This window comes from Ruegeria sp. SATB045, assembly GCF_059613525.1.
This window is the reverse complement of record NZ_JBXWSR010000037.1, coordinates 86,187-108,740: the sequence shown is the minus strand read 5'-3', so window position 1 is coordinate 108,740 and position 22,554 is coordinate 86,187. Positions and strand designations below refer to the sequence as shown.

The window sequence follows — 22,554 nt, the reverse complement described above, 5'->3', positions numbered from 1 at the left end:
TCTAGGTAAAAAGGGGGGCTCGGATATGACCTACGAAGTTGTGCTGACCTGCGCAGTTACCGGTGCGGGAGATACGACCGGCAAGAGCCCTCACGTGCCGGTGACCCCGAAAGAAATTGCTGATGCGGCAATCGAAGCCGCCAGGGCAGGGGCCTCTGCCGCGCATGTGCATGCGCGTGATCCTGAAACGGGGCAGGGCTCGCGCGATCCGGCGCTCTTCAAGGAAATCGTGGATCGAATACGCGAAAGCGATACGGATGTGGTCATCAATGTTACGGCAGGTATGGGGGGCGATTGGATTTCAGACCCGTCCAATCCCGCCATGCCCGGTCCGGGCACCGACATGATCGGACCAGAAGAACGGCTGGCCCATATCAAGGAATGCCTGCCTGAAATCTGCTCTCTCGATTGTGGCACGCTGAATTTTTCCGACACGGACATGATCTATATTTCCACGCCACCGACACTGCGTCGGATGGCGGCACTGGTTCAAGAATGGGGTGTAAAGCCCGAGCTTGAGGTCTTTGATCTCGGCCATATCCGATTTGCCAAGGCGATGGTGGAGGAGGGGCTGATTGATGCGCCGCCGATGTTCCAGTTGTGCCTTGGAATTCCATGGGGGGCCGATCAAACGGTGGAGACCATGGCGGCCATGAAGGCGCAACTGCCCGTAGGCGCCAGCTGGGCCAGTTTTGGGATTGGGCGGGGGCAGATGCCGATGGCAGCCGCAGCTGTCGCGCTTGGCGGGAATGTGCGTGTCGGTCTTGAGGACAACATCTACCTTGATCGCGGGGTTCTGGCGACAAACGGCCAGCTTGTCACCCGCGCCCGAGAGATTATCGAACGGATGGGTGGGCGGATCCTGACACCGCAAGAGTCGCGCAACAAGCTGAACCTGAGGGGGGCGGATGGCTGATCCAACCCAAACCGGTAGCTTGCAAATTCGCAATGTCTCCAAGTTTTTTGGTCAGTTCCGTGCTGTCAACGACATCTGCCTGGATATCCGAAATGGAGAGTTCCTGACGCTGTTGGGCCCGTCGGGATCGGGCAAAACCACCTTGTTAATGATGATCGCCGGGTTTCTCGACATATCGAAAGGAGAGATTGCGCTGGACGGTGCGTCCATCTCGGATGTGCCCGCCGAAAAGCGCAATTTCGGCATGGTGTTTCAAGGATATGCTCTGTTCCCCCATATGACTGTTCGCGACAACGTAGGTTATGCGCTAAGCGTGCGTAAACGCCCCGCCGACGAAATTCGGAACCGTGTCGACGAGATGCTGGAGCTGGTTCAGCTTCAGGAGTTTGCAGATCGCAAACCGGGGCAGTTGTCTGGTGGTCAGCAACAGCGTGTGGCCCTTGCACGTGCCTTGTGTTTTGCGCCGCCTGTGCTGTTGCTGGACGAACCACTGGGAGCGCTGGACAAAAAGCTGCGTGTCGAAGTGCAGGAGCAGCTCAAGGACATTCATCGCCGCGTTGGCACTACTTTCATCTATGTCACGCATGATCAGGAAGAGGCACTTTCGATGTCCGACCGCATCGTGATCATGCGCGACGGCGCGATCGAGCAGGTCGGAACGCCAAAAGAGCTGTATGAGCGCCCGATCAATCAGTTCACCGCCAGTTTCCTCGGGAAATCGAACTTTATTCATCAAAACGGAAAGGTCTTTGCCCTGCGCCCGGAAAAAATTGATCTGATGCCCGGCAACGAAAACACTGAGGCCCGGATGAGGGGCGCCATTCGCAGCATCACCTATTTCGGCTCGATGCAGCGGATCATCGTGGACACCGACGAAGGGGCCGAGATTGAGGTTGATATCGACGTCTGGCGCAACGCCTCTGATCTGGCGGAGGGGGTGCGGGTGGATTTGCTTTGGAAAGACTCAGCAGCAGTGGAGCTACAAACGGGCTAGGCACCCCAACACAGAACGCCCAGAGGCGTCATGACCGAAAGCCGGGTCAAATCTCGGATCAAATGGGAGGAAGAAAATGTACGATAAACAATTCAAAAAGGAAATGCTTGCCGAAAGTGCCCAGGCGTTTAGGGCTGGCCGTATGGATCGACGCACGTTTCTGGCGCTTTGCGGTGCCTCGGGTGTCGCAATGAATGCGGTACTGGCGGGCGATGCCGAAGCGGCGGCGGACCATGTCGTGATGTGGAACTGGGGCGGCCAATCCGAAGAATGCCATGGCTCGGCCATCGGTGAGGCCTTTACCGCCAAAACCGGCAAAGGTTTGAAGTTTGATACCTCTGGTCCGTTGGAAGGCAAGATCAAGGAAATGGTCGACAGTGGCAATGTGACGGCCGATGTGGCGGATGCGGACTTGTTCAACGCCGTGTCACTTGGACCAACCGGGCATCTGGAGCCGATTGACTATTCCGTGGTGTCCAAGGAGAAAACGCTGCCCGGCTATGCGCTGGAATATGGTGTGTCGATCATCCTCTACGGGTATGCCTTTGTGTATGACACTGAAGCCTATGGCGATAATCCACCGCAAAACTGGGCCGATTTCTTTGATACCGAGAAATTCCCCGGGACCCGTGCGCTTTACAAATGGGCAAATGGGTCGCTCGAGGCCGCATTGATGGCCGATGGCGTCGCTGGCAGCGATCTCTACCCGCTTGACATGGATCGAGCTCTGAACAAAATCCAGTCCATCAAAGATGACAGCCTTTACTGGGGCTCGGGATCGGAAGTTCACTCGATGGTGGTCAACAACGAGGTCTCGATGGCGATCATCTGGCAGAACCGGGGTCGCAACATCGAAAACGACACCGATGGCCAGTACAAGTTGGTGAACAATCAGGCGATGGCGATGCCGGGGGCCTATATCGTGCCCAAGGGCAACCCGGCTGGTGCCGCAGTCATGGATTTCATCGCCACGGCGCAGGACATACCAGCGCAGTTGGCGCTGTTGGATTGCCTTGGCATGACCCCGTCGAATCCCGAGGCCTTTGGCCAGATCCCCGAGGACCAACAGCCTTATGCGATCACCTCGGCCATGAATATCGACAAAATCGTCTACAACGATCCGGAATGGTGGGGCAAAAACGGCGGAGACGCGGTGAATGCCTTCCTCGAAGCGATCAGCTGATCGCGCAACCTTATGGTCACCCGATCCCAAGGGTCGGGCGGCCAAACCCTTTCCGAAAGCTCTGGATGCAAGCCTTAAACCGTCATATCCACCCAGGATGGCTGATTATCGCGCCTTTGCTGCTGATGGTGGTCGCGCTCTATCTGGGGCCGATCCTGAATATCCTTTGGCTAAGCGTGACAGACCCTGAGCCCGGGTTCGGCAACTATGCCAAGCTGACGGAAGGTGACGCCCTGATCCGCATTGTCTGGACCACGGTACGCATCTGCATCATCACGACGGTCTTCAGCGTCATTTTCGGCTATTCCATCGCCTATGCGATGGTGCACTGCCATCAACGCCAGAAGACTTACATGCTGACCCTGCTATTGGTGTCGTTCTGGATCTCCATCCTCGTACGCACCTTCGCCTGGCTCATGTTGCTGGGACGCAAGGGGCTGGTCAATGTCACATTGGAAGACATCGGCCTGGTTGCTGAACCCATCGCCTTCATGCGCAACGAGTTGGGCGTTCTGATTGGAATGGTGCATTACATGATCCCCTATGCGGTGTTGCCATTGCTGGTCTCGATGCAATCCATTGATCAGAGGGTGATGGACGCCTCGCGCAACCTGGGGGCCAGCGGAAGCCAGACCTTCTGGCGGGTCTACCTGCCCATGACCATGCCGGGGCTTGTGGCTTCGACCCTGTTGGTCTTTATCCTCAGCCTCGGGTTTTATGTCACCCCGGCCGTGTTGGGCGGCGGCAAGGTGCTGATGGTGGCGGAATACATCTCGGTTCAGTTATTGGTGACTTTGAAGTGGGGCACGGCGGCGATGCTGGCGGCCATCATGCTGTTTGGCGTTCTGGCGATGCTTTGGATCATGTCGCGGTTCATGAAGCTGAGCACCGTGTTCGGGGGGGCAGCGCGATGAAGCCGGGCCTGTTCTCATTTTTCAACCGCGTGGGGGCCTGGGTGCTGCTGTTGTTTCTAGTGACACCGGCCCTGATCGCCATCCCTGTTTCGCTGACGTCGAAACGCTTTTTGTCCATGCCGCAGGGCGAGTATTCTCTGCGTCATTTCGAGAAGCTGTTCACCAGTGAGGAATGGCTGTCGAGTTTTTTCCAAAGTGGCGTGATTGCCGTGTCCTGCTCCGCATTAGCGACGCTTTTGGGCACGCTTTGTGCGATCGGTCTATGGCGGGTGTCATCGCGGTACAGCGAATTGGTTCGCGCCTTTCTGCTGCTGCCTTTGATCATACCGCAGATTATTTCCGCCATGGCGTTCTATCGGTTGTGGATCCCTCTGGGTCTATTGGACAGCTACGCCGGTTTGATCCTTGCGCATACAATCCTGGCAGCCCCAATGGTGCTGATAACGGTCAGTGCGTCATTGGCGACGTTTGACCCCAAGCTTGAACAAGCCTCCAAGAACCTCGGGGCCTCCAACTGGACCACCATGCGCCGGGTGATCCTGCCGTCGATCCGGCCAGGGGTTTTTGCCGGGGCGCTTTTTGCCTTTATCCTTAGCTGGGATGAAATCGTGGTGACCTTGTTCATCTCGAAATACAGCGTCTACACGCTGCCGCGCCGCATGTGGAACGGCATCCGTGAAAACACCGATCCGACAGTGGCTGCCGCTGCCGTGATCCTGATTGCCATCACCCTGATTGCCTTTGCCGTCTCTGCGGTACTGTCGCGGCGAAACGCACGGGCTCAGGCAGAATGAATGAGGCTGCCATGAATCTGGAAACCAGTCACGAAACAGACCTGCTGGTCAAAACGGTTCGCCGATTTGTCGAAACAGAGATGTATCCGCATGAAGAAAAGGTGGATCGCCTAGGCTATGTGCCCGAGGAGATCGGCCGCCAGATTGAGGCGAGGTCGCATGAATTGGGCCTCTTCGCCTGCAACCTGCCCGAAGAGGTCGGTGGCGGAGGGCTGGGATATGGGCCCATGTCCCTGATCGAGCGGGAATACGGCCGTACAAGCCATGCGCTACAAAGCTGGGCGGCCCGCCCGACGGAATTGCTGATGGCCTGCGAAGGAGACCAGCGCGAGCGATATTTGCTTCCTGCCGTGCGCGGTGAAAAGCGTGAGCTCTTTGCCTTGACAGAGCCTGACGCAGGTTCGGATGTCATGGGGATGAAGACAAATGCGATACGCGACGGGGATGACTGGATCCTGAATGGTTCCAAACACTTTATCTCCGGTCCCTGCATGCCGGATTTCGCGATTGTCTTTGCTGCAACTGGTACAGATGAAACACCACGCGGCCCACGCAAACGGGTGACGGCTTTTCTGGTCGATGTGGGCCTTCCGGGGTTCGACTGCCGCGAAGGGACGCATTGCGTCAGCTATCGCGGTTACAAGACTTTTGAGTTGAGTTTCGACAATGTGCGTCTTGGTCCGGACCAGATCCTGGGCGAAGAGGGTCGCGGGCTTGAGCTGTCGGGAAAGTGGCTCGGCATGGGGCGTATCTGGGTCGGCGCGACCTGCTGCGGTAAGGCCGAACGCATCCTTGACCTGGCGACCGAGTGGGCCGCAACGCGCAAGCAATTCGGTAAACCGATCGGTACGTTTCAGGCCACCGGCTTCCGTTTGGCGGACGGTGCGATGACGTTGCGTGCGGCCGATCTGATGGTGCAAGACGCCGTTGCACGTGCCGAAGCGGGTGTCATGGGTGATGCAGATGCGGCAATGGTCAAGGTTTACTGCTCAGAGATGCTCAACAAAATCGCCGATGATGCCGTTCAGATTTTTGGTGGCATGGGATTGATGGAGGAAATGCCGATCCAACGGTTCTGGCGCGATAGCCGATTGGAGCGGATTTGGGACGGCACCAGCGAAATCCAACGCCACATCATCACCAGGTCCATCCTGAGGCCACTTGGCGCATGACGCCGGCGCGGCGCGAAAATCTTGAGCGTCTTTTAAAGCCGCGCCACATCGCGTTTATTGGTGGACGTGATGCGACCATTGCCGTGCGCGAAGCCCGTCGGCGTGGATTTCAAGGGAAAATGTGGGCCGTTAATCCCAAACGCGCCGATCTGGATGGCGTGGGCTGTGTTCCCTGCATCTCGGACCTGCCGGAGCCACCTGATGCCGTCTATCTCGCTATCCCTGCGGCCGGGGTGACTGATGCCCTGAGAGAATTGGAACAGATGGGTGCAGGTGGTGTCGTTTGTTTTTCCGCGGGCTTCAAGGAAACTGGCGACATACAATCGGAACGAGATCTGATAGAAGCCGCCGGTGATATGGCTCTGATCGGCCCAAACTGTTATGGCATGATCAACTATGTCGACAATACCGCTCTCTGGTCATTTGAACATGGCGGCTGGTCGCCGGGATACGGTGCAGCGATCGTTACCCAGTCCGGTATGTTCTCATCCGATATCACCATGAGTGCGCGTTCATTGCCAATGGCCTACATGGTTTCTGCAGGCAATCAGGCGGTCTTGGGGATTGAGGAATTCCTGGATGCCTTTGCTGAAGACCCGGCTGTGCGCGCCATTGGATTGCACGTCGAAGGGTTGCGTGACATTGCTGCTTTTGAACGCGCCGCGCTGAAAGCCCTGGATCGGGGGGTTCCGGTTGTCGCACTAAAGACCGGCAATTCCGCCATTGGGGCGACTCTGACGGTCAGTCACACCGGCTCTCTGTCCGGTTCGAGCGAGCTTTATCAGGCACTGTTTGATCGCACCGGGGTGATCGACGTCACCAGCCCGTCGCAGTTTCTGGAAACGCTGAAGTACCTCTGCGTAGCAGGCGCGCCGCAAGGCAGGCGTGTCGCTGGCTTTACCTGTTCTGGGGGCGGGGCGACGATGCTCGCAGATCACTCGGAAAGGATTGGTGTGTGCTTTCCCAAAGTGGGCTCTGCAGGGCAGGAAAGCCTGACCAGTTTGCTGCCTGAGATTGCGACGGTTTCCAACCCGCTGGATTATACGACCCCGATCTGGGGACAGGGCGATAAGACTTACCCGGTTTTTGCCACGGCGCTATCGGCCCTTAACGCGGATCTGGCTGTTCTGGTACAGGACTACCCGGCAGAAGGGTTGGACGCGTCCAAGATCTACTACCAGAACGATGCTGCAGCTTTTGCGCAGGCCGCTCAGGAACACTCCGTCCCGGCAGCGATCTGCGCGACCTTACCTGAAAATCTTGATCGTGGAACCCGCAGGCATCTCATAGAACTGGGGGTTGCACCTATGCAGGGTATTCATGAGACGTTGAATGCCATGCGCGACGCAATTTGGTGGTCCGAAGCAAGGGCGCGGACAAGGATTGACCGGCCTGCTGCCTTGCGACCCGGTGCAACTATCCCGAACCCAGTAGTATTGACCGAAGACAAAGGTAAATCCTGGCTCAGGCAAAGGGCTGTTGCTGTGCCAAACGGACATGTCTGCAACGCGGCCGAGGCAGCTGGCGTTGCGCAGGATATCGGCTATCCGGTCGCGCTGAAAATGATGTCACCAAGCTTGCCTCACAAGACCGAAGCGGGCGCGGTCGCTTTGGGGATCAAGGATGCGGAGGGGCTGTCCTCGGCGATCAAGGCAATGATGGCAACGGTTGCGGCTTATGACCGCGCGGCGGTGACGGATCGCTTCCTGATCGAAGCCATGTCGCCCAAGCCGCTTGCAGAGCTGATCGTCACGCTGCGTGCTGATCCGCAATTTGGTCCCAGCTTGGTGATTGGTAGCGGCGGTGTTTTGACCGAGTTGGTCCGAGATGCGCGCACTGTATTGTTGCCTGCCTCAAAAGACGAGATCGAGCGCGCATTGTGTTCGCTCCGTGTAGCTCGACTGTTGGAAGGGTACCGGGGCAGTCAAAAAGCGGATATTCCGCGAATTTCGGATGCGCTGCACCGGTTTTGTGCGGCGTTCCTAGAGGCGCGCAGCCAGGTCGCAGAGGTCGAGATCAACCCGATGTTTGTCTACCCAGATCACATCGTCGCCGTTGATGCCCTGATCCAGGTGCCCCGGTCATGAGCAGGAATAGGATCATACCCAATCCCGATCTGGCTGTTGGAGACGACAACAAGCAGCGGTGGAACCAGCCGGAATTTCGCCGGCATGGGTTCCACAATGCATATCGGCTGTTCCGCCGATGTCTCATGGTGCGTTCCAGAGAGGTTTTGCAGCTGGAAGCCGCCGAGCAGAATCTGTGCGCCCGAGTGCCTGAACTGGCACAAATGCTTGCCCATCCGGCTTTCTCTGCGTTCTGCTGTTTAAAGAATGACCAGATCATTCTGGAAAAAGCCGCAAATGACTTTTCGACCTCAGCGCCGCATTCCATCCAGTCGGTGACAAAGCTACACATCCACTTAATCATAGGTCGTCTACTTGCACAGGGGCTGTTGTCATTGGACGCGCGGGTCCGCGACTATCTGCCGGGTATCGGCAGCGGGTATGCCGAGGCCAGCATTCAATCTTTGCTCGACATGAACGTCGATAACGACTTCACCGAGGATTATGCTGACCCCGCTGCCGACTGCTATACTGAAGAGGTCGCCCTGGGTTGGCGCTTGCCCGGCGAGGGTGAAAAGGAAATCACGCTTGCGGAATTTGCGGCCTCGATCACTGGTTTCAGGGTAAACTCGGGGGTGCGACAAGCCGACTATAAATCCGCGAACACGGATGTCCTGACCCTGATAGCGGCCGAGGTTTCGCCCATTCCACTAGCTGAACAAATCGAAGAAATTGTTGATGCGGCAGGATACGAGGGCGCCTTTCACATCAGCCTCAGCAAGGACGGGCACCCAGCGTTTTCTGGTGGCGGTTGCCTAAGCGTGCGCGACCTCGCGCGGTTCGGGTTGCTACTGGCGCGGGAAGGCCGCGACCTGCACGGTCGACCTATGGCCAACATCGGTTTCCTGCAAGAAACTCTGATCCGCCGCGCGCCAGCGATGACATCACCCAAGAATTGGCTCAAGTACTCAAACCAGACCATGACCGACGGTCGATTAATCGGTCATGCTGGCTATGGAGGGCAGTTCCTCATGGTGGATATGGTCACCGGCACCAGCTGTGCATTCTTAAGTGTGCTGGAGAATGACTCGGGTTACGATGACACCTATATGGGAGAGCTGGCCACAACGCTTCGAGACGTCTGCCTTTCTGTCATTTGACGGGTTTGCAGTTGCCGAGCTAAGTGTCAGCGGGGAAGGCACGGATTGGCCGCTTTGCAGTCCTTGACCTGGGCCGAATCTTTTAGAGTGATCCGACCCACTCTTCGATCATCCAGTTTCGATCACCTAAACTGAACTTCTTCTCAGCGCGGCATTTACGTCTGTCGGGATATCCTGCCGAAGTTGTCAACAAGGCATGTCGCGGGTGTAACTCAACCCGCCCGAAGTCGCTTATCGCGGAGCAATTGTTCGAAACAACAGCGCAGGTTTGTGACCCGACCGTCCCGACATATTGCACTGCACGCGGAGGCAAAATGATTTTTGGTTGGCCAAAGGGTAAATAGAACTTCGATGTTTACCTTCTGGTTCTGGGTTAAGAAGTTCTGAACAAACGGAGATTATCACGCATGGATATTGAAGGACTATCTGCGATCGTGACCGGGGCAGGATCAGGACTGGGGCTTGCTACTGCACAGGCGCTCAGCAAAGCCGGAGCACGAGTTACCTTGCTGGACCTCGATGAAGTTCGGGCAAAAAACGCGGCAGCGGAAATCGGCGCGCTTGGCATAGGTTGTGATGTTATCAACAGTTCTGCGGTCGAGGCCGCTTTGGATCTGGCCGAAGACTGGAGCGGACCAATTCGCATAGTTGTCAACTGTGCGGGCATCCCCGGCGGTATGCGACTTGTCGGACGGGACGGTCCAGTTGATATGGAAGCTTTCGCGAAGGTGATCAACGTCAACCTGATGGGAACCGTCAGCGTCATGACGAAATGCGCAGCCCGGATGATGCAGCAGGAGCCGCTCAATCAAGATGGCGAGCGCGGGATTATCATCAACACAGGCTCGATTACTTCAATCGAGGGTCAAATTGGGCAGGGGGCTTATGTGGCTTCAAAGGGCGCGATTGCCAGTCTGACATTGCAGGCCGCCCGTGAATTCATGCCCCGCGGAGTGCGGGTCATGACAATTGCGCCCGGATTATTTCGCACTCCGATCGCTGATCATATTCCGCAGGAGGTAATCGACGGGATGCTAGATGGCCGGATGTTTCCAAACAGGTTTGGCGAGCCCGCGGAATTTGGGCGCCTTGCCGTTAACATCATCCAAAACCCTATGCTGAACGGCGAGACCATTCGTCTTGACGCAGGCGTGCGGCTTCAAGCCGGATAGGTCTCTCGAATGCGCTTGTTTTCGAGGTCGTTTTCTGACGTCTCGATCAGCCACTCGCGAAAATTTTGGGCATCAGGATGGTCGCGATCCGCTTCCGGTGCGATCAAGTAGAAAGCCTCCTGCAGGGGCGCTTCGAGCTCGAAGGGTTCAACAAGTCGTCCGCGCTCGATCTCGACGCCGCACATTGAGGACCGTGCTAAAGCTACACCGCCACCACGAGAGGCAAACTCGAAAGCAAGCAGCGAGGTGTCGAACTGTAACCCCTGGCCCGAGTTGACACCGCTTGCCTTTGCATAACGCAACCAGTCAGCCCAACCCTCCTCGTAACCGAGCACGTGTAGCAGGCGATGGTGGGCAAGATCATCTGGTTTGCGGATCGCTTTGGAACCCTCAAGCAAAATTGGAGAGCAAACCGGTTTGATCACCTCCCAAGTTAACCGGTCGGCTTTGTATCCTGGCCACTTCCCTGTGCCGTATTGGATATCGAGATCAAACCGCTCATTGTCGAACTGATCTCCCCATACACTTGAGACCAGACGCACTTCAGTGTCCGGGTGGCGGTCAAAGAATCCCTGAAGTCGCGGCGCGATCCAGTTAACTGAATACCCGACCGGCGCCCGCACGGTCAGGACTTCGGAGCGCCGCAGGCCAAACACTTCCTCGGTTCCCGCGGCCAGGCGTTCAAAGCAGTCTCTGACCTTCGGTAGATAGGCGGCGCCCACTTTGGTCAGGACCAGACTTCTGGGTTTGCGCTCAAAGAGCGGCTCGCGCAAGTAATGCTCCAGCAATTTCACTTGTTTGCTGATCGCTGCTTGTGTCAGGTTCAGTTCCTGCGCCGCATGGGTAAAGCTCAGATGCCTGGCCGACGCTTCGAATGCGCGCAGCCAGGTCAGGTGGGGAAGTCGCCGTGTACTCATGGCCAACTCAAGCATAATTTCAGTTAGGTTATAGATAGATTATCTATCGCTTGAACGCCAAGAGAATCTCGGTGCAGATTGACGTTGAGACTATATGGAGCTGACGACTTGCAACCAGAAGATACCTTGGGATTAGACCCGATTAAGCTGTCGCGCATCACCAATTGGATGAACGCCCATGTGCATGACGGACGCCTTTCTGGTCTGGCTGTGCAAATATCTCGCCGGGGAAAGATATGTTTTTCGGAGCGTGCGGGATTTGCCGATGCAAAGTCGAAGCGGCCTGTATTACCTGATACTATTTGGCGCATCTATTCGATGACCAAACCTGTGACCTCACTCGCCCTGCTTATGCTCTACGAAGAAGGGGCGTTTCAACTGGATCAGCCTGTTTGCGACTTTCTCCCAGATTTCGCAAACCCGCAGGTCTGGAAGGGTCCTGGTCACGCTCTGAACGAGACCGAGCCAGCTGACCGGGGTATTACAATCCATGATCTTCTCACACACCAGGCGGGGATCGTCTATGGTGATCCGCAGGGAAACGAGCTGGAGCGTGCCCTTTCGGATAGCGGTCTCGACTTTGACAGAGGTCTTACGACGATGGCGGAAGCTGTTGAAGTGCTAGCGAGTTTTCCCTTGGCCTTTCAGCCGGGTGACCGTTGGTTTTATGGCCTTTCGACGGATGTTCTCGGCCATTTGATCGAGGTTATCAGTGGTCAGCCTCTCGGCGAATTTCTTAAGACACAGATCTTTGATCCGCTCGGAATGGTGGACACAGGCTTCGCCGTATCGGCCGATAAGTCTGGCCGCTTGGCCACGCTCTATGACCGCGCGCCAGGCGGCTTTGTTGCTTCTGATGATCAGAAAGGTTTCATTGCGCCGGTTACCTTGGAAAGCGGGGGCGGTGGGTTGCTCTCCACAATGGACGACTACCAGCGTTTTGCAACGATGCTTCTTCGGCGCGGCAGATGTGACGGAGGCAGGTTACTAGGGCGCAAGGCTTTTGATCTAATGGTGTGCAATCACATGGGCGGCGATTTGGCGAGCCGGGGACAGGCTCATTTCAGCGAAACTACCTTTGAGGGGGTTGGCTTCGGACTCGGTGTGTCGGTGATGTTAGACCCGGCGCGGGCCAAAATCATCGGCTCACCCGGTGAATTTGCCTGGGGCGGTATGGCCTCGACCGCCTTTTGGGTGGACCCGATCGAGGAGATGACTGTGATACTTATGACGCAGCTAATTCCTTCGAGCGCCTATACCCTGCGCCGTGAGCTTAGAGTTCTGAGTTACCAGGCGCTGGTGGACTGAGGCGACGTCAGTCTAGGGGCAGGTTCGTCTGGGTCAAATGGCAAGCGATGCTCAATCCACCGGGTAGGTCATGCAAAGGTGGAGTCCGAGTATCACATGTTCCCGCAATGATATGGGTGCAGCGGTTGGCGAAGGGGCAGCCCCGCGCACCGATTTCGACGCTGCCAGCGCTAGCCGCCTTTGCCTCGCTTGTATCTGCCACGCCTTCCAGCCAGCCTTGGCGCATCTCGGGCACCGAAGATAGCAACAGCTTTGTGTAGGGGTGAAAAGGCGGGCGAAAAACCGCTTTTGATGGTCCCTTTTCGACGACACGTCCGGCATACAGTACAACCACCTCATCGGCGAAAGAAGCTACGGTGGAAAGATCGTGACTGATGAACATGTAGGCGACGCCCAGTTTGTCCTTCAGCGATTTCAGGAGTTCGATCACACCTGCGGCCACCACGGTGTCCAGCGCCGAAGTCACCTCGTCACAAAGGATCACCTTGGGCTCGGCGGCAAGCGCGCGAGCGAGATTAATGCGTTGCTTTTGCCCACCAGACAGCTCTCCGGGATAGCGGGAGGCGAAATCGCGAGGAAGATCGACCAGTTCCAAAAGGTCGCCGACCTTCTGGGCGCGTGCGCGCCCCTTGAGGTTCAGATAGAATTCCAGAGGACGGCCCAGGATATCGCTGATCCGTTGCCGAGGATTAAGCGCCGTGTCAGCCATTTGAAAGACGATCTGGCAATCCTTGAGCGTTTCAATCGACCGATCCTTCACTGCTGGAGCGGCGGTATTGCCATCGAGTTGGACTTCTCCGCCCTTTAACGGTGTGAGGCCCGCAACAACTCGGGCAAGTGTGCTTTTTCCACAACCACTTTCGCCAATTACGCCCACGACCGAAGCGGCAGGTACATCGACGGATACATCAGAGAGAATGGTCAGAGCTCCATAACCCGCAGTCACGTTCCGTGCCGAAATCACCGGCCTCTGAGCCAGATCTGTCTCCACGTGATCCACCAAGTGTGGAGCAGGACGGACAGCCTCCATCAGTGTGCGAGTGTACTCGTGCTGTGGGTGGTGCAAGATCTGATCCGTTGTGCCTTCCTCGACCATCTCGCCGTTTTTTAGCACTAGAATTCGGTCAGCCACCTGCGAGACTACGGCGAGATCATGTGTGACATAAATCGCGGCGGTACCCTGATCGCGGATAATGTCCTTAAAGGCTTTCAGCACCTCGATCTGGGTCGTTACGTCAAGCGCAGTGGTGGGTTCGTCGAGTATCAGAAGGTCGGGTCCACAGGACATGGCCATTGCAGCCATCAAGCGCTGCAACTGACCACCCGAAACCTGATGTGGAAACTTGTCGCCGACGGTTTCCGCGGCGGGCAAGTCAAGTTTGCGGTAAAGCTCTATTGCATTCGCGGTCAGAGTTTCGGCATCTCCGGTGCCATGCCAAAGAGGTGCCTCGATAACTTGCTTGCCGATCCTAAGCGCAGGGTTGAAGCTAGCTGCTGCCGATTGTGCCACGTAAGACACTTCGTCCCCGCGCAAGCTGTGGCGGTCGCGTGGGGGCAATTTCATAATGTCCCGTCCGTTCAGCCAGACTTCACCCCCTGAGATGCGACAGCCGGGGCGGGCAAAACCCATTGATGCCAGAGAGATCGTAGATTTGCCCGAGCCGCTTTCGCCAATGAGTGCCAACACTTCGCCCTTGGCGACGCTCATGGACACGCCCTTGACAATTGGCACATAGTTACCGCCTGGGGGGCGTCCCTCGACGCGCAGGTCCTTGATGGTCAGAATGTCGGTCATTGGTCGATCTTCTCCAGAACAGTTTCGCCTTGCTGGCGCTGTTGGAACCAGTCAACAAGCAGGTTCATGGAAACGGTCAAGGAGGCAATGCATGCAGCTGGTATAAGCGCTGCGGACGAACCGAGGAACAGCCCCCCCACGTTTTCCTGCACCATGAGCCCCCAGTCGGCCGCAGGTTCTTGCACTCCTAGGCCAAGAAACGACAGGCCCGAAAGGAACAGGATCGAAAAGGTGAATCGAAGGCCAAACTCGGCAATCAAGGGGGCCATGGAATTGGGTAAGATCTCACGTGTCAGAATCCACCAGGTGCCTTCGCCCCGCGCACGGGCAGCCTCGACAAAATCCATAACGCCGATGTCATAACCAAGTGCTCGAGAGACACGGAATACGCTGGTCGAGAGGACCAACCCAACAGTCAGAACAAGCACTGTGATAGAAGTACCGAAGGCGCCTATGACAACCAAAGCCAATAGGGTGGAGGGGAAAGCCATGAATGCCTCGACAACGCGGCTTACTACGATATCGAACCAGCCTCTCAGAATCGCGGCGGCAAAACCGAGTGCGACGCCGAATAAAAAAGAGATCATGGTGGTGACAAGTGCCAGCAACAGCGTTGTACGTACTCCATAGATCAGGCGGGACAATACATCTCGTCCCAGCTTGTCAGTACCCAGCAAACCGCCTTCGCCTATTGGTGCAAAGGTCTGGCCTGAGATGATTTCGGCTTCACCATGGGGTGCGATCCATGGCCCAAAAAACGCAAGGATGAGCCAGAACAGCAGCACCGCGCCGGCAATACCTGCAGTCCAGGTCAGGCGCAGGCCCGCAAAGACGGAGGCCCGGGGAGTGGGGATATCGGTTGCTTCGCTCATTTTGGGTACCTTAAGCGCGGGTTCGCCATGATGGACAGGACGTCGGCCAGTAGATTCAGAAGGATATAGACAGTGCCAAAAATCATTGCACAGGCCTGGATGAGTGGAATGTCCCTCAGAGTGACACCGTCGACCAGAAGCCGCGTTAAGCCGGGTACGCCAAACACGGTTTCAACGATAATGACACCGGACACCATGTAACTCAGATTAAGTGCAATAACCGTGAAGATCGGCGACAGCGCGTTAGGCAGCGCGTGGCGCAAAACCAGCCTACGCTTGGGCAAGCCCTTAAGTGCTGCCATCTCCAAGTATGGGGAGGTGAAGATGTTGATGACGGAAGAACGTGTCATCCGCATCATGTGCGCCAGAACGGCAAAACTGAGGGTGGCTACGGGGAGAGCCAAGGCCCGGAAATTCTGCCAGAAATCAAAGTAGGGCCGCGTGTTGGCCGACGCGGAGAGCCACTTTAGTTCGACTGCAAAAACTTTCATCAGAATGAGACCAATGAAGAATTCAGGCACTGCAATCAACGCAAGTGTGGTCATGGCAAGAGTTTTGTCGATCCGGCCACCGGCGCGCATCGCAGACCAAAGGCCAAGAGCCAAAGACATCGGTACCGAGATTGCCGCTGCCAAAAGCGCAAGCCGCAGAGTGTTCCACATACGGCTTTCTATCATGTCAGCCACAGGTCGCTTGGTGGCCAATGATGTCCCCAGATCCCCTTGGATCATACCGCCCAGCCAATCGAGATAACGCACTACTGCAGGGCGGTTGAGTCCCATCTCTTCGCGAAGCGCGGCAAGCGATTCTTCGGTGCGGCTTTGTCCTAGAATGGCTTCAGCAACGTCGCCCGGAAGGATTTCCGTCGCGCCGAAGATAATGATGGAAGCAAGGAGCAAGGTTAGTAAACCCTGAGCCAGGCGGGTCAGAATAATTCGGTACACCTTGGTCCTCCCTTCAAGGCTTCCGGCATATTCGGCGCAAGCTTGAAGCGAGACAAACAACCATAGCGACCAGTTTGGGGTCGTTTTGGTTATAGCAAAGGCATGTGTATTCTTTTGTTTGGGCAAAGACCGAGATTTTGTTGTTTGTTCCGCAGGGCTGGAGAACGCAAAGACTGGGGCGATCGGAGATGCCCATGACTGCCTATTCCTACCCATTGTTGATCAAGCAAATCCTCGCCACGCCGCTGGCAAACACGCCAGATCAGCAGATTGTACACGCCGATACGAAGCGGTATGACTATCGCACTTTTGCCAGGCGCGTCGGTCAGGCTGCAGGGGCGTTGCGCTCACTTGGCGTGGGTGAGGGTAGCGTTGTGGCCGTTCTGGATTGGGACAGCCATCGGTATCTCGAGTGTTTCTTTGCTATTCCGATGATCGGGGCCACGCTGCATACCGTGAACATCCGATTGTCGCCGGATCAGATCCTCTACACGATCAACCATGCAGAGGACGACGTAATCCTGTGCCACGTCGACTTTTTGCCACTTCTACTCGAGATCTCTGAGCGGATCGAGCGGCCTTGGCGGTTGGTAATCCTCAGCGACGATGGGGTGTTCCGCGAGGTGGAGTCCTCGGAAGGCGAGTACGAGGCCCTGCTGCAGCAGTGCGAACCGGAGCAAGAATTCCCGGATTTTGACGAGAATATCCGAGCGACGCTTTTCTACACGACCGGTACCACAGGTGATCCCAAGGGGGTCAGCTACTCCCAGCGCCAACTGGTTTTGCACACAATGGCGGTCGCGGCCGGGTTAGGCCCGGTACCAGGCGGCGGGCTGAACCGGAGCGATGTCTACATGCCGATAACCCCGCTGTTTCATGTGCATGGTTGGGGCATACCCTATGTCGCCACATTGATGGGCCTTAAACAAGTCTATCCAGGTCGTTACGATCCCGCCCGCCTTTTGGGGCTAATCGAAAAGCACGGTGTTACGTTCTCGCATTGTGTACCGACGATACTTGCGATGCTTCTGAATGCACCTGAAGTCGCGCAAACAGATCTCAGCAACTGGAAGGTCATCATAGGCGGTTCTGCTCTGTCCGAAGGTCTGGCAAGGCAGGCATTAGAGCACGGAGTTGACGTGCACGCTGCCTATGGCATGTCAGAGACCTGTCCGTTCCTGACAGTGGCGGACATGATGGCCACGCGGGACCCGCAAACACCGCTGAGTGCTCGGATTGCAACAGGAAAACCCGCGCCATTTGTGCAAATCCGTGTGGTTGATGGGGATATGAACGATGCCCCTCGCGATGGAAGGACGACGGGAGAAATTGTGGCGCGCGCGCCCTGGCTAACTCAAGGTTATCTGAAAAACGAGGCCGGGACGGGGGCACTTTGGCAAGGCGGCTGGCTGCATACTGGAGATGTCGGGTTCATCGACGAAACGGGCACGTTGCGGATCACCGACCGGGTTAAAGATGTGATCAAGACCGGAGGCGAATGGGTGTCTTCGCTTGAATTGGAAAACCTCGCGAGCACCGTTGAAGGTGTGAGTGAAGCGGCCGCCATTGGCGTTTCAGACACGAAATGGGGGGAACGCCCTATGCTGATTGTTACCTGCTGTGATGAAACCGAAAAAACCTACGACCGTCTTCGTATGGCGTTCGATGTGGCGGTTGACCAAGGGGCGATTTCGAAATGGGCGATCCCAGACCGGATTGAATTTACCGACAGCTTGCCAAGAACGTCGGTTGGCAAACTGGACAAGAAGGCCCTTAGGGCCCGGTTCATCTAATAGGAAGGTTCGTGATATGAAAGATGTCGTTGTCGTATCAACCGCTCGAACACCCATAGGGTTGGCTTTCAAGGGTGCCTTCAATAACTCGAAGTCGCCGACACTCGCTGGACACGCCATACGAGCCGCCGTCAGTCGGGCCGGTATCGATCCAGCAGAGGTAGAAGATGTGGTGCTGGGATCGGTCCTGACCGCTGGGACTGCCGGCCTGAACATCGCCCGCCTGGCAGCGCTTGCAGGTGGTCTCCCGGCAACGGCTGCAGCCCAGACTCTCGATCGTCAATGTGCCTCGGGCCTGATGGCCATTGCCACAGCGGCAAAACAGATTTCGGTCGACGGAATGGGCATTGTCGTGGCGGGAGGACAAGAAAACATTTCCGCGGTGCAGGCCAGGTATTTCGACTGGGTTATGTACGAAAAAGACCCAGCGGTAGTCCAAGCCTCAGAGCACGCGTATATGCCGATGCTTGTAACCGCCGAAAATGTAGCGCGTCTGCACGGGGTAACTCGTGAGGCACAGGATGAATTCGCGGCACTGTCGCAAACGCGCACGGCCGCCGCCCAGGCTGCAGGAGCATTCGACGATGAAATCGTACCTGTAACAGCGACCAAGCTGGTCAAAAACCGTGAATCTGGCGAAATTACCGAAGAAACCGTTACGGTTCGGCAGGACGAAGGCAACCGGCCGGGAACGACAATCGAAACGCTTGCGGGGCTGAAGCCGGTTGTTGAAGCCGGTGTCGTGACCGCAGGAAACGCGAGCCAATTGTCCGACGGGGCATCGGCCTGTGTGCTGATGTCGGCCCGTATGGCCGAACGGCGCGGCTTCGCTCCACTAGGCGTATACCGGGGCCTTGCTGTGGCAGGTTGCGCTCCAGAGGAGATGGGCATGGGACCAGTTTATGCTGTTCCGAAGCTACTGGAGCGTGCCGGATTGAAAGTGGATGACGTTGGTCTTTGGGAATTGAACGAGGCTTTCGCAGCCCAGGCCATTCCCTGCCGGGACCAGCTGGGTATTGACCCCGAAAGGCTAAACGTGAATGGCGGCGCGATTTCCGTCGGTCACCCCTATGGAATGACTGGCTCCCGGTTGGTTGGCCACGCGTTGATTGAGGCGAAGCGGCGCGGGGTTCGGTATGTGGTCGTCACCATGTGCGTCGGCGGTGGTATGGGCGCGGCTGGGCTTTTCGAAGTCTGCTGACATTTCCATAACCTCAGTTATGGCAAAGTCATGGAATCGGTTGTTTGTGTACAGGGTGCCGTCCGCTCAAACTTCGATGAACAGCGGGTGCAACCCGCATCGGTCATCTGGGAGGAAAAAATGTCCGATATCGATAGCTTGGTACGCCAATATAAGGCGGGATCGCTCAGTCGTCGCGGTTTTTTCAAACGCGCAGGCGCTTTTGGTTTATTGGTGCCCACAGCAAGCAGCATTCTTGCACAGGCTGGTCCCGCATACGCTCAGTCGCCAACACGCGGTGGCTGGCTGCGGATCGCGCAGGGCAACACCGATGATACCCTAGAGCCCGTCAGGATGACGGACACTTCGGATGCAGTCTACGGCAATTGCGTCTACCAGCGATTGACTCGTTTGCTACCCTCGCTTGAGGTCGAAGGCGACGCTGCAGAGGAATGGAGTGTCAACGATGCAGCGACCGAATGGACATTCAAGTTGCGCGATGGCCTAGTTTTCCACAACGGTCAGAACGTCACCTCAGCCGATGTAGTCGAAAGCCTGTCGCGCCACATTGCCGAGGGTTCGGAATCGCCTGCCAAGGCTCTGCTTTCGACAGTCACTGCAATCGATGCACCCGATGCTATGACCGTAAAGATCACCTTGTCCTCCGGCAATGCAGACCTGCCGGTGATCATGTCAGACTACCATCTGTCCATCCATCCAGCCGGGCACAGCGATTTCACGAATGCAATTGGCTCCGGCCCGTTCAAGGTGATGGAATTCATTCCCGGCGAGCGAGTGGTTTTCGAACGTTTCGAAAACTACTATGAGGACGGTAAGCCTTACCTAGATGGCTTGGATTTCATCCCTGTTCCGGACGCAAACGCAATGTTGAGCGCGTTGTTAGCGGGGGATGTAGACTCCGTATACGACGTTCCGGCCTTCGCTGTTGATCAGCTCAACTCCAACGACGCTGTGACGCTTCACAATACACCGACTGGTTCGTTTACCAACATGGTGATGATGGTGGACCGCGCTCCGACAAATGACGCGAATTTCCGTAAAGGTGTCAAACACGCGTTGGACCGTGAACTTGTTTTGAACCAGGTGTTCAAGGGAATAGGTACTATTTCAGCAGACACACCGATTGGCCCGACCTACAAGTACTGGTGCCCGGACGTAAAGCCTGCCGAATACGATCCCGACAAGGCAAAGTTCTACTTCGACAAGGCAGGGGTTTCGGGCTTCGACCTCCATACGTCCGAGACTGCTGGGAATTCGGCAAACGACATTGCCTTGACTTTCCAGCAATCTGCAAAGGGAGCGGTAGATGTAAATGTGATAAAAACCCCATCGGACGGGTACTGGACCCACACCTGGATGCAGAAACCAATGACCATGTCGGGCTGGAACGCTCGACCTACTGTCGATGCCTTCCTGACCATCGCTCACATGAGGGGTGGCAGTTGGAACGAGACCATGTGGGGTTCTGACGAATTCGATTCCATGATCCTGGCGGCCCGCGCCGAATTGGATGAGGCAAAACGCGCGCAGATGTATTGCGACATGTTGCATATGATGAACGACGATGGCGGCTTTGTGAACGCCGTGTTCCAGAACCAACTTGAGGCAACAGCACAAAACGTCATGGGGTACACACCCCATCCGGTTGGAACTCTTGGTGGGTTTGGTCAGACTCTACGCAATATCTGGCTTACCTAAGGCTGCTTTCTCCCTGTCAGTGGCACCAGTCAACTGACCTTGGGTCGCCGGTTCCACCCGGACCGGCGGCCTTCTCTTGTCTCCCTTAAATCGCGATCAAGCCATGTTCTCTATTTCTCCGTCCACGCGTCTGCGCACATCACCCTTCTATGAGGCCACCTTGGCCGATGGTGTGTGTGCTATGACAACTTACAATCACATGTTGATGCCGACCTCCTATGGCAGCCCAGAGGAGGAGTACTGGCGCATCATCAACGATGTCTCGATGTGGGATGTTGCGGTAGAGCGGCAAGTGCAGCTAAAGGGCCCAGATGCCGGGCGTCTGGCGCAAATCCTTGCGCCGCGAGACCTTTCAAAATGCAAGATGGGCCAAGGCAAGTATGTTCCACTTTGCAACCACCATGGCGTGCTTATCAACGATCCAATCCTACTGAAGCTGGACCAAGACCGCTACTGGCTGTCTATCGCGGACAGCAATATCTGGTTCTGGGCCGAAGCCGTCGCACGAGAGCGCGGATTGGATGTGGAAGTCAGTGAGCCTGATGTCTCACCTCTGGCCGTGCAGGGTCCCAAGGCGGAAACTGTGGTTGCCTCGATCTTTGGTGATTGGGTGCGAGACCTGAAATACTTCTGGTTCCGGGAAACCGAAATTGACGGTATTCCGGTCGCCGTCGCCCGGTCGGGCTGGTCCAAACAAGGTGGGTTCGAGATTTACCTGATGGATAGTGCCAAAGGCACTGCACTCTGGAACATTGTCAAAGAGGCCGGCCAGCCACACGGTATTGGTCCAGGGAACCCCAACTGGAGTGAGCGAGTCGAGAGCGGTCTCGTTTCCTATGGAGGCGACACCGATGGACAGACCAATCCCTACGAAGTCCGCATGGGCAAATATGTGGACTTGCATGTGCCTGACGACACGATTGGGATCGATGCGTTGCGCCGTATTGCGGATGAGGGGCCGAAACGGCATCAATTGGGGGTTGTGCTGGACGCTGGCAGTCCTGCAAATCCAGAATTCACTTGGAACGACATAGAGAAAGGGGGGGTAAAAATTGGTGATTTGACGACGTGCGCCTGGTCTTTCCGGATGAAAAAGAATATCGGCTTTGCTCTGGTCTCGGTCGATGCCGAACCCGGCGACAGGGTCATGGTAAAACGTGTCGCTGGACCGGTTGGCGGAACGCTTTGCGAGTTGCCTTTTCTCTGAGAGCACGACGGACCTGGTCACTAAATCGGAACGGCAAATTCCGATTATTCAACGCACCGATGTACTTTTTGTGAGGTCCGGGCCGGATGGGCTTGCGGCTGCACTGGCCGCGGAGGTCTGCCTTGTAATCAGAATTGGGTGATTTGGTGGGAACATCAATAAATTACTGCTGCAACGGTCCACCGAAGATACAGGTGTGGATTCCGGTTCGGTGCGGGATCGTATCACAAACCCTTCTGCCCGAGTCGGTACCAAATACCGATTGCGGCCCTAACGGACATCTTGACAAGTGCTTGCCAGGCAACTGTTTGGCAGAATCGGAACTCACGGAGGGCACTGCCCCAAATCTCACCATGACCGGTATGCTAAACTCGCTGTTGTTCATTTATTGATGACGCTACCGTAAGTGGCTGTATCTATTGCGATGCGTCGTGATCCTACCACAGGC

18 protein-coding genes are annotated in these 22,554 nt (G+C 56.3%); 14 read left to right on the top strand and 4 right to left on the bottom strand.

What is annotated here, in order from left to right; genetic code table 11:
• Positions 1 to 25: 25 nt before the first annotated feature.
• From AC2FNR_RS20155 to AC2FNR_RS20115, 9 genes are all read left to right on the top strand, one after another.
• The gene (locus AC2FNR_RS20155; protein ID WP_170570572.1) at positions 26 to 916 is read left to right on the top strand and encodes a beta-keto acid cleavage family enzyme; all 891 of its coding nucleotides are present in this window, start codon (positions 26 to 28) and stop codon (positions 914 to 916) included.
• Positions 909 to 1,910: an ABC transporter ATP-binding protein gene (locus AC2FNR_RS20150; protein ID WP_496851042.1), complete on the top strand. Its 1,002-nt coding sequence runs from the start codon at positions 909 to 911 to the stop codon at positions 1,908 to 1,910. Before AC2FNR_RS20155 ends, AC2FNR_RS20150 begins: the two co-directional genes overlap by 8 nt.
• A 76-nt stretch (positions 1,911 to 1,986) precedes the next feature.
• A complete protein-coding gene (locus AC2FNR_RS20145; RefSeq protein WP_496851040.1) occupies positions 1,987 to 3,093 on the top strand; it encodes an extracellular solute-binding protein in 1,107 nt (368 codons plus the stop codon).
• 65 nt (positions 3,094 to 3,158) lie between these two features.
• Entirely contained in the window at positions 3,159 to 4,007 is an 849-nt protein-coding gene (locus tag AC2FNR_RS20140; protein WP_010443824.1) for an ABC transporter permease, read from the top strand.
• Positions 4,004 to 4,801, top strand: coding sequence for an ABC transporter permease (locus tag AC2FNR_RS20135; RefSeq protein ID WP_496851038.1), 798 nt, complete (start codon positions 4,004 to 4,006; stop codon positions 4,799 to 4,801). Before AC2FNR_RS20140 ends, AC2FNR_RS20135 begins: the two co-directional genes overlap by 4 nt.
• Positions 4,802 to 4,812: 11 nt before the next feature.
• Positions 4,813 to 5,973 (top strand): acyl-CoA dehydrogenase family protein, encoded by a 1,161-nt coding sequence (locus AC2FNR_RS20130; RefSeq protein WP_170667831.1) that lies wholly within the window; start codon positions 4,813 to 4,815, stop codon positions 5,971 to 5,973.
• On the top strand, positions 5,970 to 8,060 hold the full coding sequence (locus tag AC2FNR_RS20125) for an acetate--CoA ligase family protein (RefSeq protein ID WP_496851035.1): 2,091 nt from the start codon (positions 5,970 to 5,972) through the stop codon (positions 8,058 to 8,060). The genes AC2FNR_RS20130 and AC2FNR_RS20125 overlap by 4 nt, the downstream gene beginning before the upstream one ends.
• On the top strand, positions 8,057 to 9,199 hold the full coding sequence (locus AC2FNR_RS20120; RefSeq protein WP_496851033.1) for a serine hydrolase domain-containing protein: 1,143 nt from the start codon (positions 8,057 to 8,059) through the stop codon (positions 9,197 to 9,199). Before AC2FNR_RS20125 ends, AC2FNR_RS20120 begins: the two co-directional genes overlap by 4 nt.
• A gap of 407 nt (positions 9,200 to 9,606) precedes the next feature.
• Positions 9,607 to 10,371, top strand: coding sequence for an SDR family NAD(P)-dependent oxidoreductase (locus AC2FNR_RS20115; protein ID WP_496851031.1), 765 nt, complete (start codon positions 9,607 to 9,609; stop codon positions 10,369 to 10,371).
• Here the strand turns inward: AC2FNR_RS20115 and gcvA are convergent.
• A complete protein-coding gene (gcvA, locus tag AC2FNR_RS20110) occupies positions 10,359 to 11,303 on the bottom strand; it encodes a transcriptional regulator GcvA (RefSeq protein WP_496851029.1) in 945 nt (314 codons plus the stop codon). The two genes, AC2FNR_RS20115 and gcvA, sit on opposite strands and share 13 nt — an antisense overlap.
• 93 nt (positions 11,304 to 11,396) lie before the next feature.
• Here gcvA and AC2FNR_RS20105 point away from each other — a divergent pair, with 93 nt between their 5' ends.
• A complete protein-coding gene (locus tag AC2FNR_RS20105) occupies positions 11,397 to 12,596 on the top strand; it encodes a serine hydrolase domain-containing protein (protein WP_245223334.1) in 1,200 nt (399 codons plus the stop codon).
• A gap of 7 nt (positions 12,597 to 12,603) precedes the next feature.
• On the opposite strand, the gene AC2FNR_RS20100 is transcribed toward AC2FNR_RS20105, so the two are convergent.
• From AC2FNR_RS20100 to AC2FNR_RS20090, 3 genes are read right to left on the bottom strand one after another with little or no spacing between them, the layout of a single operon-like run.
• Positions 12,604 to 14,391, bottom strand: a complete 1,788-nt coding sequence (locus AC2FNR_RS20100) for an ABC transporter ATP-binding protein (RefSeq protein ID WP_170667826.1) — start codon at positions 14,389 to 14,391, stop codon at positions 12,604 to 12,606.
• Positions 14,388 to 15,263, bottom strand: a complete 876-nt coding sequence (locus AC2FNR_RS20095; RefSeq protein WP_142638852.1) for an ABC transporter permease — start codon at positions 15,261 to 15,263, stop codon at positions 14,388 to 14,390. The genes AC2FNR_RS20100 and AC2FNR_RS20095 overlap by 4 nt, the downstream gene beginning before the upstream one ends.
• Complete coding sequence (locus AC2FNR_RS20090) at positions 15,260 to 16,207, bottom strand: ABC transporter permease (RefSeq protein ID WP_170568174.1); 948 nt, start codon at positions 16,205 to 16,207, stop codon at positions 15,260 to 15,262. Before AC2FNR_RS20090 ends, AC2FNR_RS20095 begins: the two co-directional genes overlap by 4 nt.
• A gap of 194 nt (positions 16,208 to 16,401) precedes the next feature.
• On the opposite strand from AC2FNR_RS20090, the gene AC2FNR_RS20085 reads away from it, so the two are divergent.
• From AC2FNR_RS20085 to AC2FNR_RS20070, 4 genes are all read left to right on the top strand, one after another.
• The gene (locus AC2FNR_RS20085; RefSeq protein ID WP_496851026.1) at positions 16,402 to 18,000 is read left to right on the top strand and encodes a fatty acid--CoA ligase; all 1,599 of its coding nucleotides are present in this window, start codon (positions 16,402 to 16,404) and stop codon (positions 17,998 to 18,000) included.
• 16 nt (positions 18,001 to 18,016) lie between these two features.
• Positions 18,017 to 19,201, top strand: a complete 1,185-nt coding sequence (locus AC2FNR_RS20080) for an acetyl-CoA C-acyltransferase (RefSeq protein ID WP_496851024.1) — start codon at positions 18,017 to 18,019, stop codon at positions 19,199 to 19,201.
• A gap of 120 nt (positions 19,202 to 19,321) precedes the next feature.
• A complete protein-coding gene (locus AC2FNR_RS20075) occupies positions 19,322 to 20,899 on the top strand; it encodes an ABC transporter substrate-binding protein (protein WP_170724908.1) in 1,578 nt (525 codons plus the stop codon).
• A 103-nt stretch (positions 20,900 to 21,002) separates the two neighbouring features.
• Entirely contained in the window at positions 21,003 to 22,106 is a 1,104-nt protein-coding gene (locus tag AC2FNR_RS20070; RefSeq protein WP_496714355.1) for a glycine cleavage T C-terminal barrel domain-containing protein, read from the top strand.
• Positions 22,107 to 22,554 lie beyond the last annotated feature (448 nt).

What these genes read in the sequence shown, in the direction of transcription:
- AC2FNR_RS20155 (WP_170570572.1), top strand. Translation starts at nt 26, where the DNA reads ATGACCTACGAAGTTGTGCTGACCTGCGCAGTTACCGGTGCGGGAGAT.
- AC2FNR_RS20135 (WP_496851038.1), top strand. Translation starts at nt 4,004, where the DNA reads ATGAAGCCGGGCCTGTTCTCATTTTTCAACCGCGTGGGGGCCTGGGTG.
- AC2FNR_RS20130 (WP_170667831.1), top strand. Translation starts at nt 4,813, where the DNA reads ATGAATCTGGAAACCAGTCACGAAACAGACCTGCTGGTCAAAACGGTT.
- AC2FNR_RS20075 (WP_170724908.1), top strand. Translation starts at nt 19,322, where the DNA reads ATGTCCGATATCGATAGCTTGGTACGCCAATATAAGGCGGGATCGCTC.
- AC2FNR_RS20070 (WP_496714355.1), top strand. Translation starts at nt 21,003, where the DNA reads ATGTTCTCTATTTCTCCGTCCACGCGTCTGCGCACATCACCCTTCTAT.
- gcvA (WP_496851029.1), bottom strand. Translation starts at nt 11,303, where the DNA reads ATGCTTGAGTTGGCCATGAGTACACGGCGACTTCCCCACCTGACCTGG.
- AC2FNR_RS20115 (WP_496851031.1), top strand. Translation starts at nt 9,607, where the DNA reads ATGGATATTGAAGGACTATCTGCGATCGTGACCGGGGCAGGATCAGGA.
- AC2FNR_RS20125 (WP_496851035.1), top strand. Translation starts at nt 5,970, where the DNA reads ATGACGCCGGCGCGGCGCGAAAATCTTGAGCGTCTTTTAAAGCCGCGC.
- AC2FNR_RS20080 (WP_496851024.1), top strand. Translation starts at nt 18,017, where the DNA reads ATGAAAGATGTCGTTGTCGTATCAACCGCTCGAACACCCATAGGGTTG.
- AC2FNR_RS20150 (WP_496851042.1), top strand. Translation starts at nt 909, where the DNA reads ATGGCTGATCCAACCCAAACCGGTAGCTTGCAAATTCGCAATGTCTCC.
- AC2FNR_RS20140 (WP_010443824.1), top strand. Translation starts at nt 3,159, where the DNA reads ATGCAAGCCTTAAACCGTCATATCCACCCAGGATGGCTGATTATCGCG.
- AC2FNR_RS20145 (WP_496851040.1), top strand. Translation starts at nt 1,987, where the DNA reads ATGTACGATAAACAATTCAAAAAGGAAATGCTTGCCGAAAGTGCCCAG.
- AC2FNR_RS20120 (WP_496851033.1), top strand. Translation starts at nt 8,057, where the DNA reads ATGAGCAGGAATAGGATCATACCCAATCCCGATCTGGCTGTTGGAGAC.
- AC2FNR_RS20100 (WP_170667826.1), bottom strand. Translation starts at nt 14,391, where the DNA reads ATGACCGACATTCTGACCATCAAGGACCTGCGCGTCGAGGGACGCCCC.
- AC2FNR_RS20085 (WP_496851026.1), top strand. Translation starts at nt 16,402, where the DNA reads ATGACTGCCTATTCCTACCCATTGTTGATCAAGCAAATCCTCGCCACG.
- AC2FNR_RS20095 (WP_142638852.1), bottom strand. Translation starts at nt 15,263, where the DNA reads ATGAGCGAAGCAACCGATATCCCCACTCCCCGGGCCTCCGTCTTTGCG.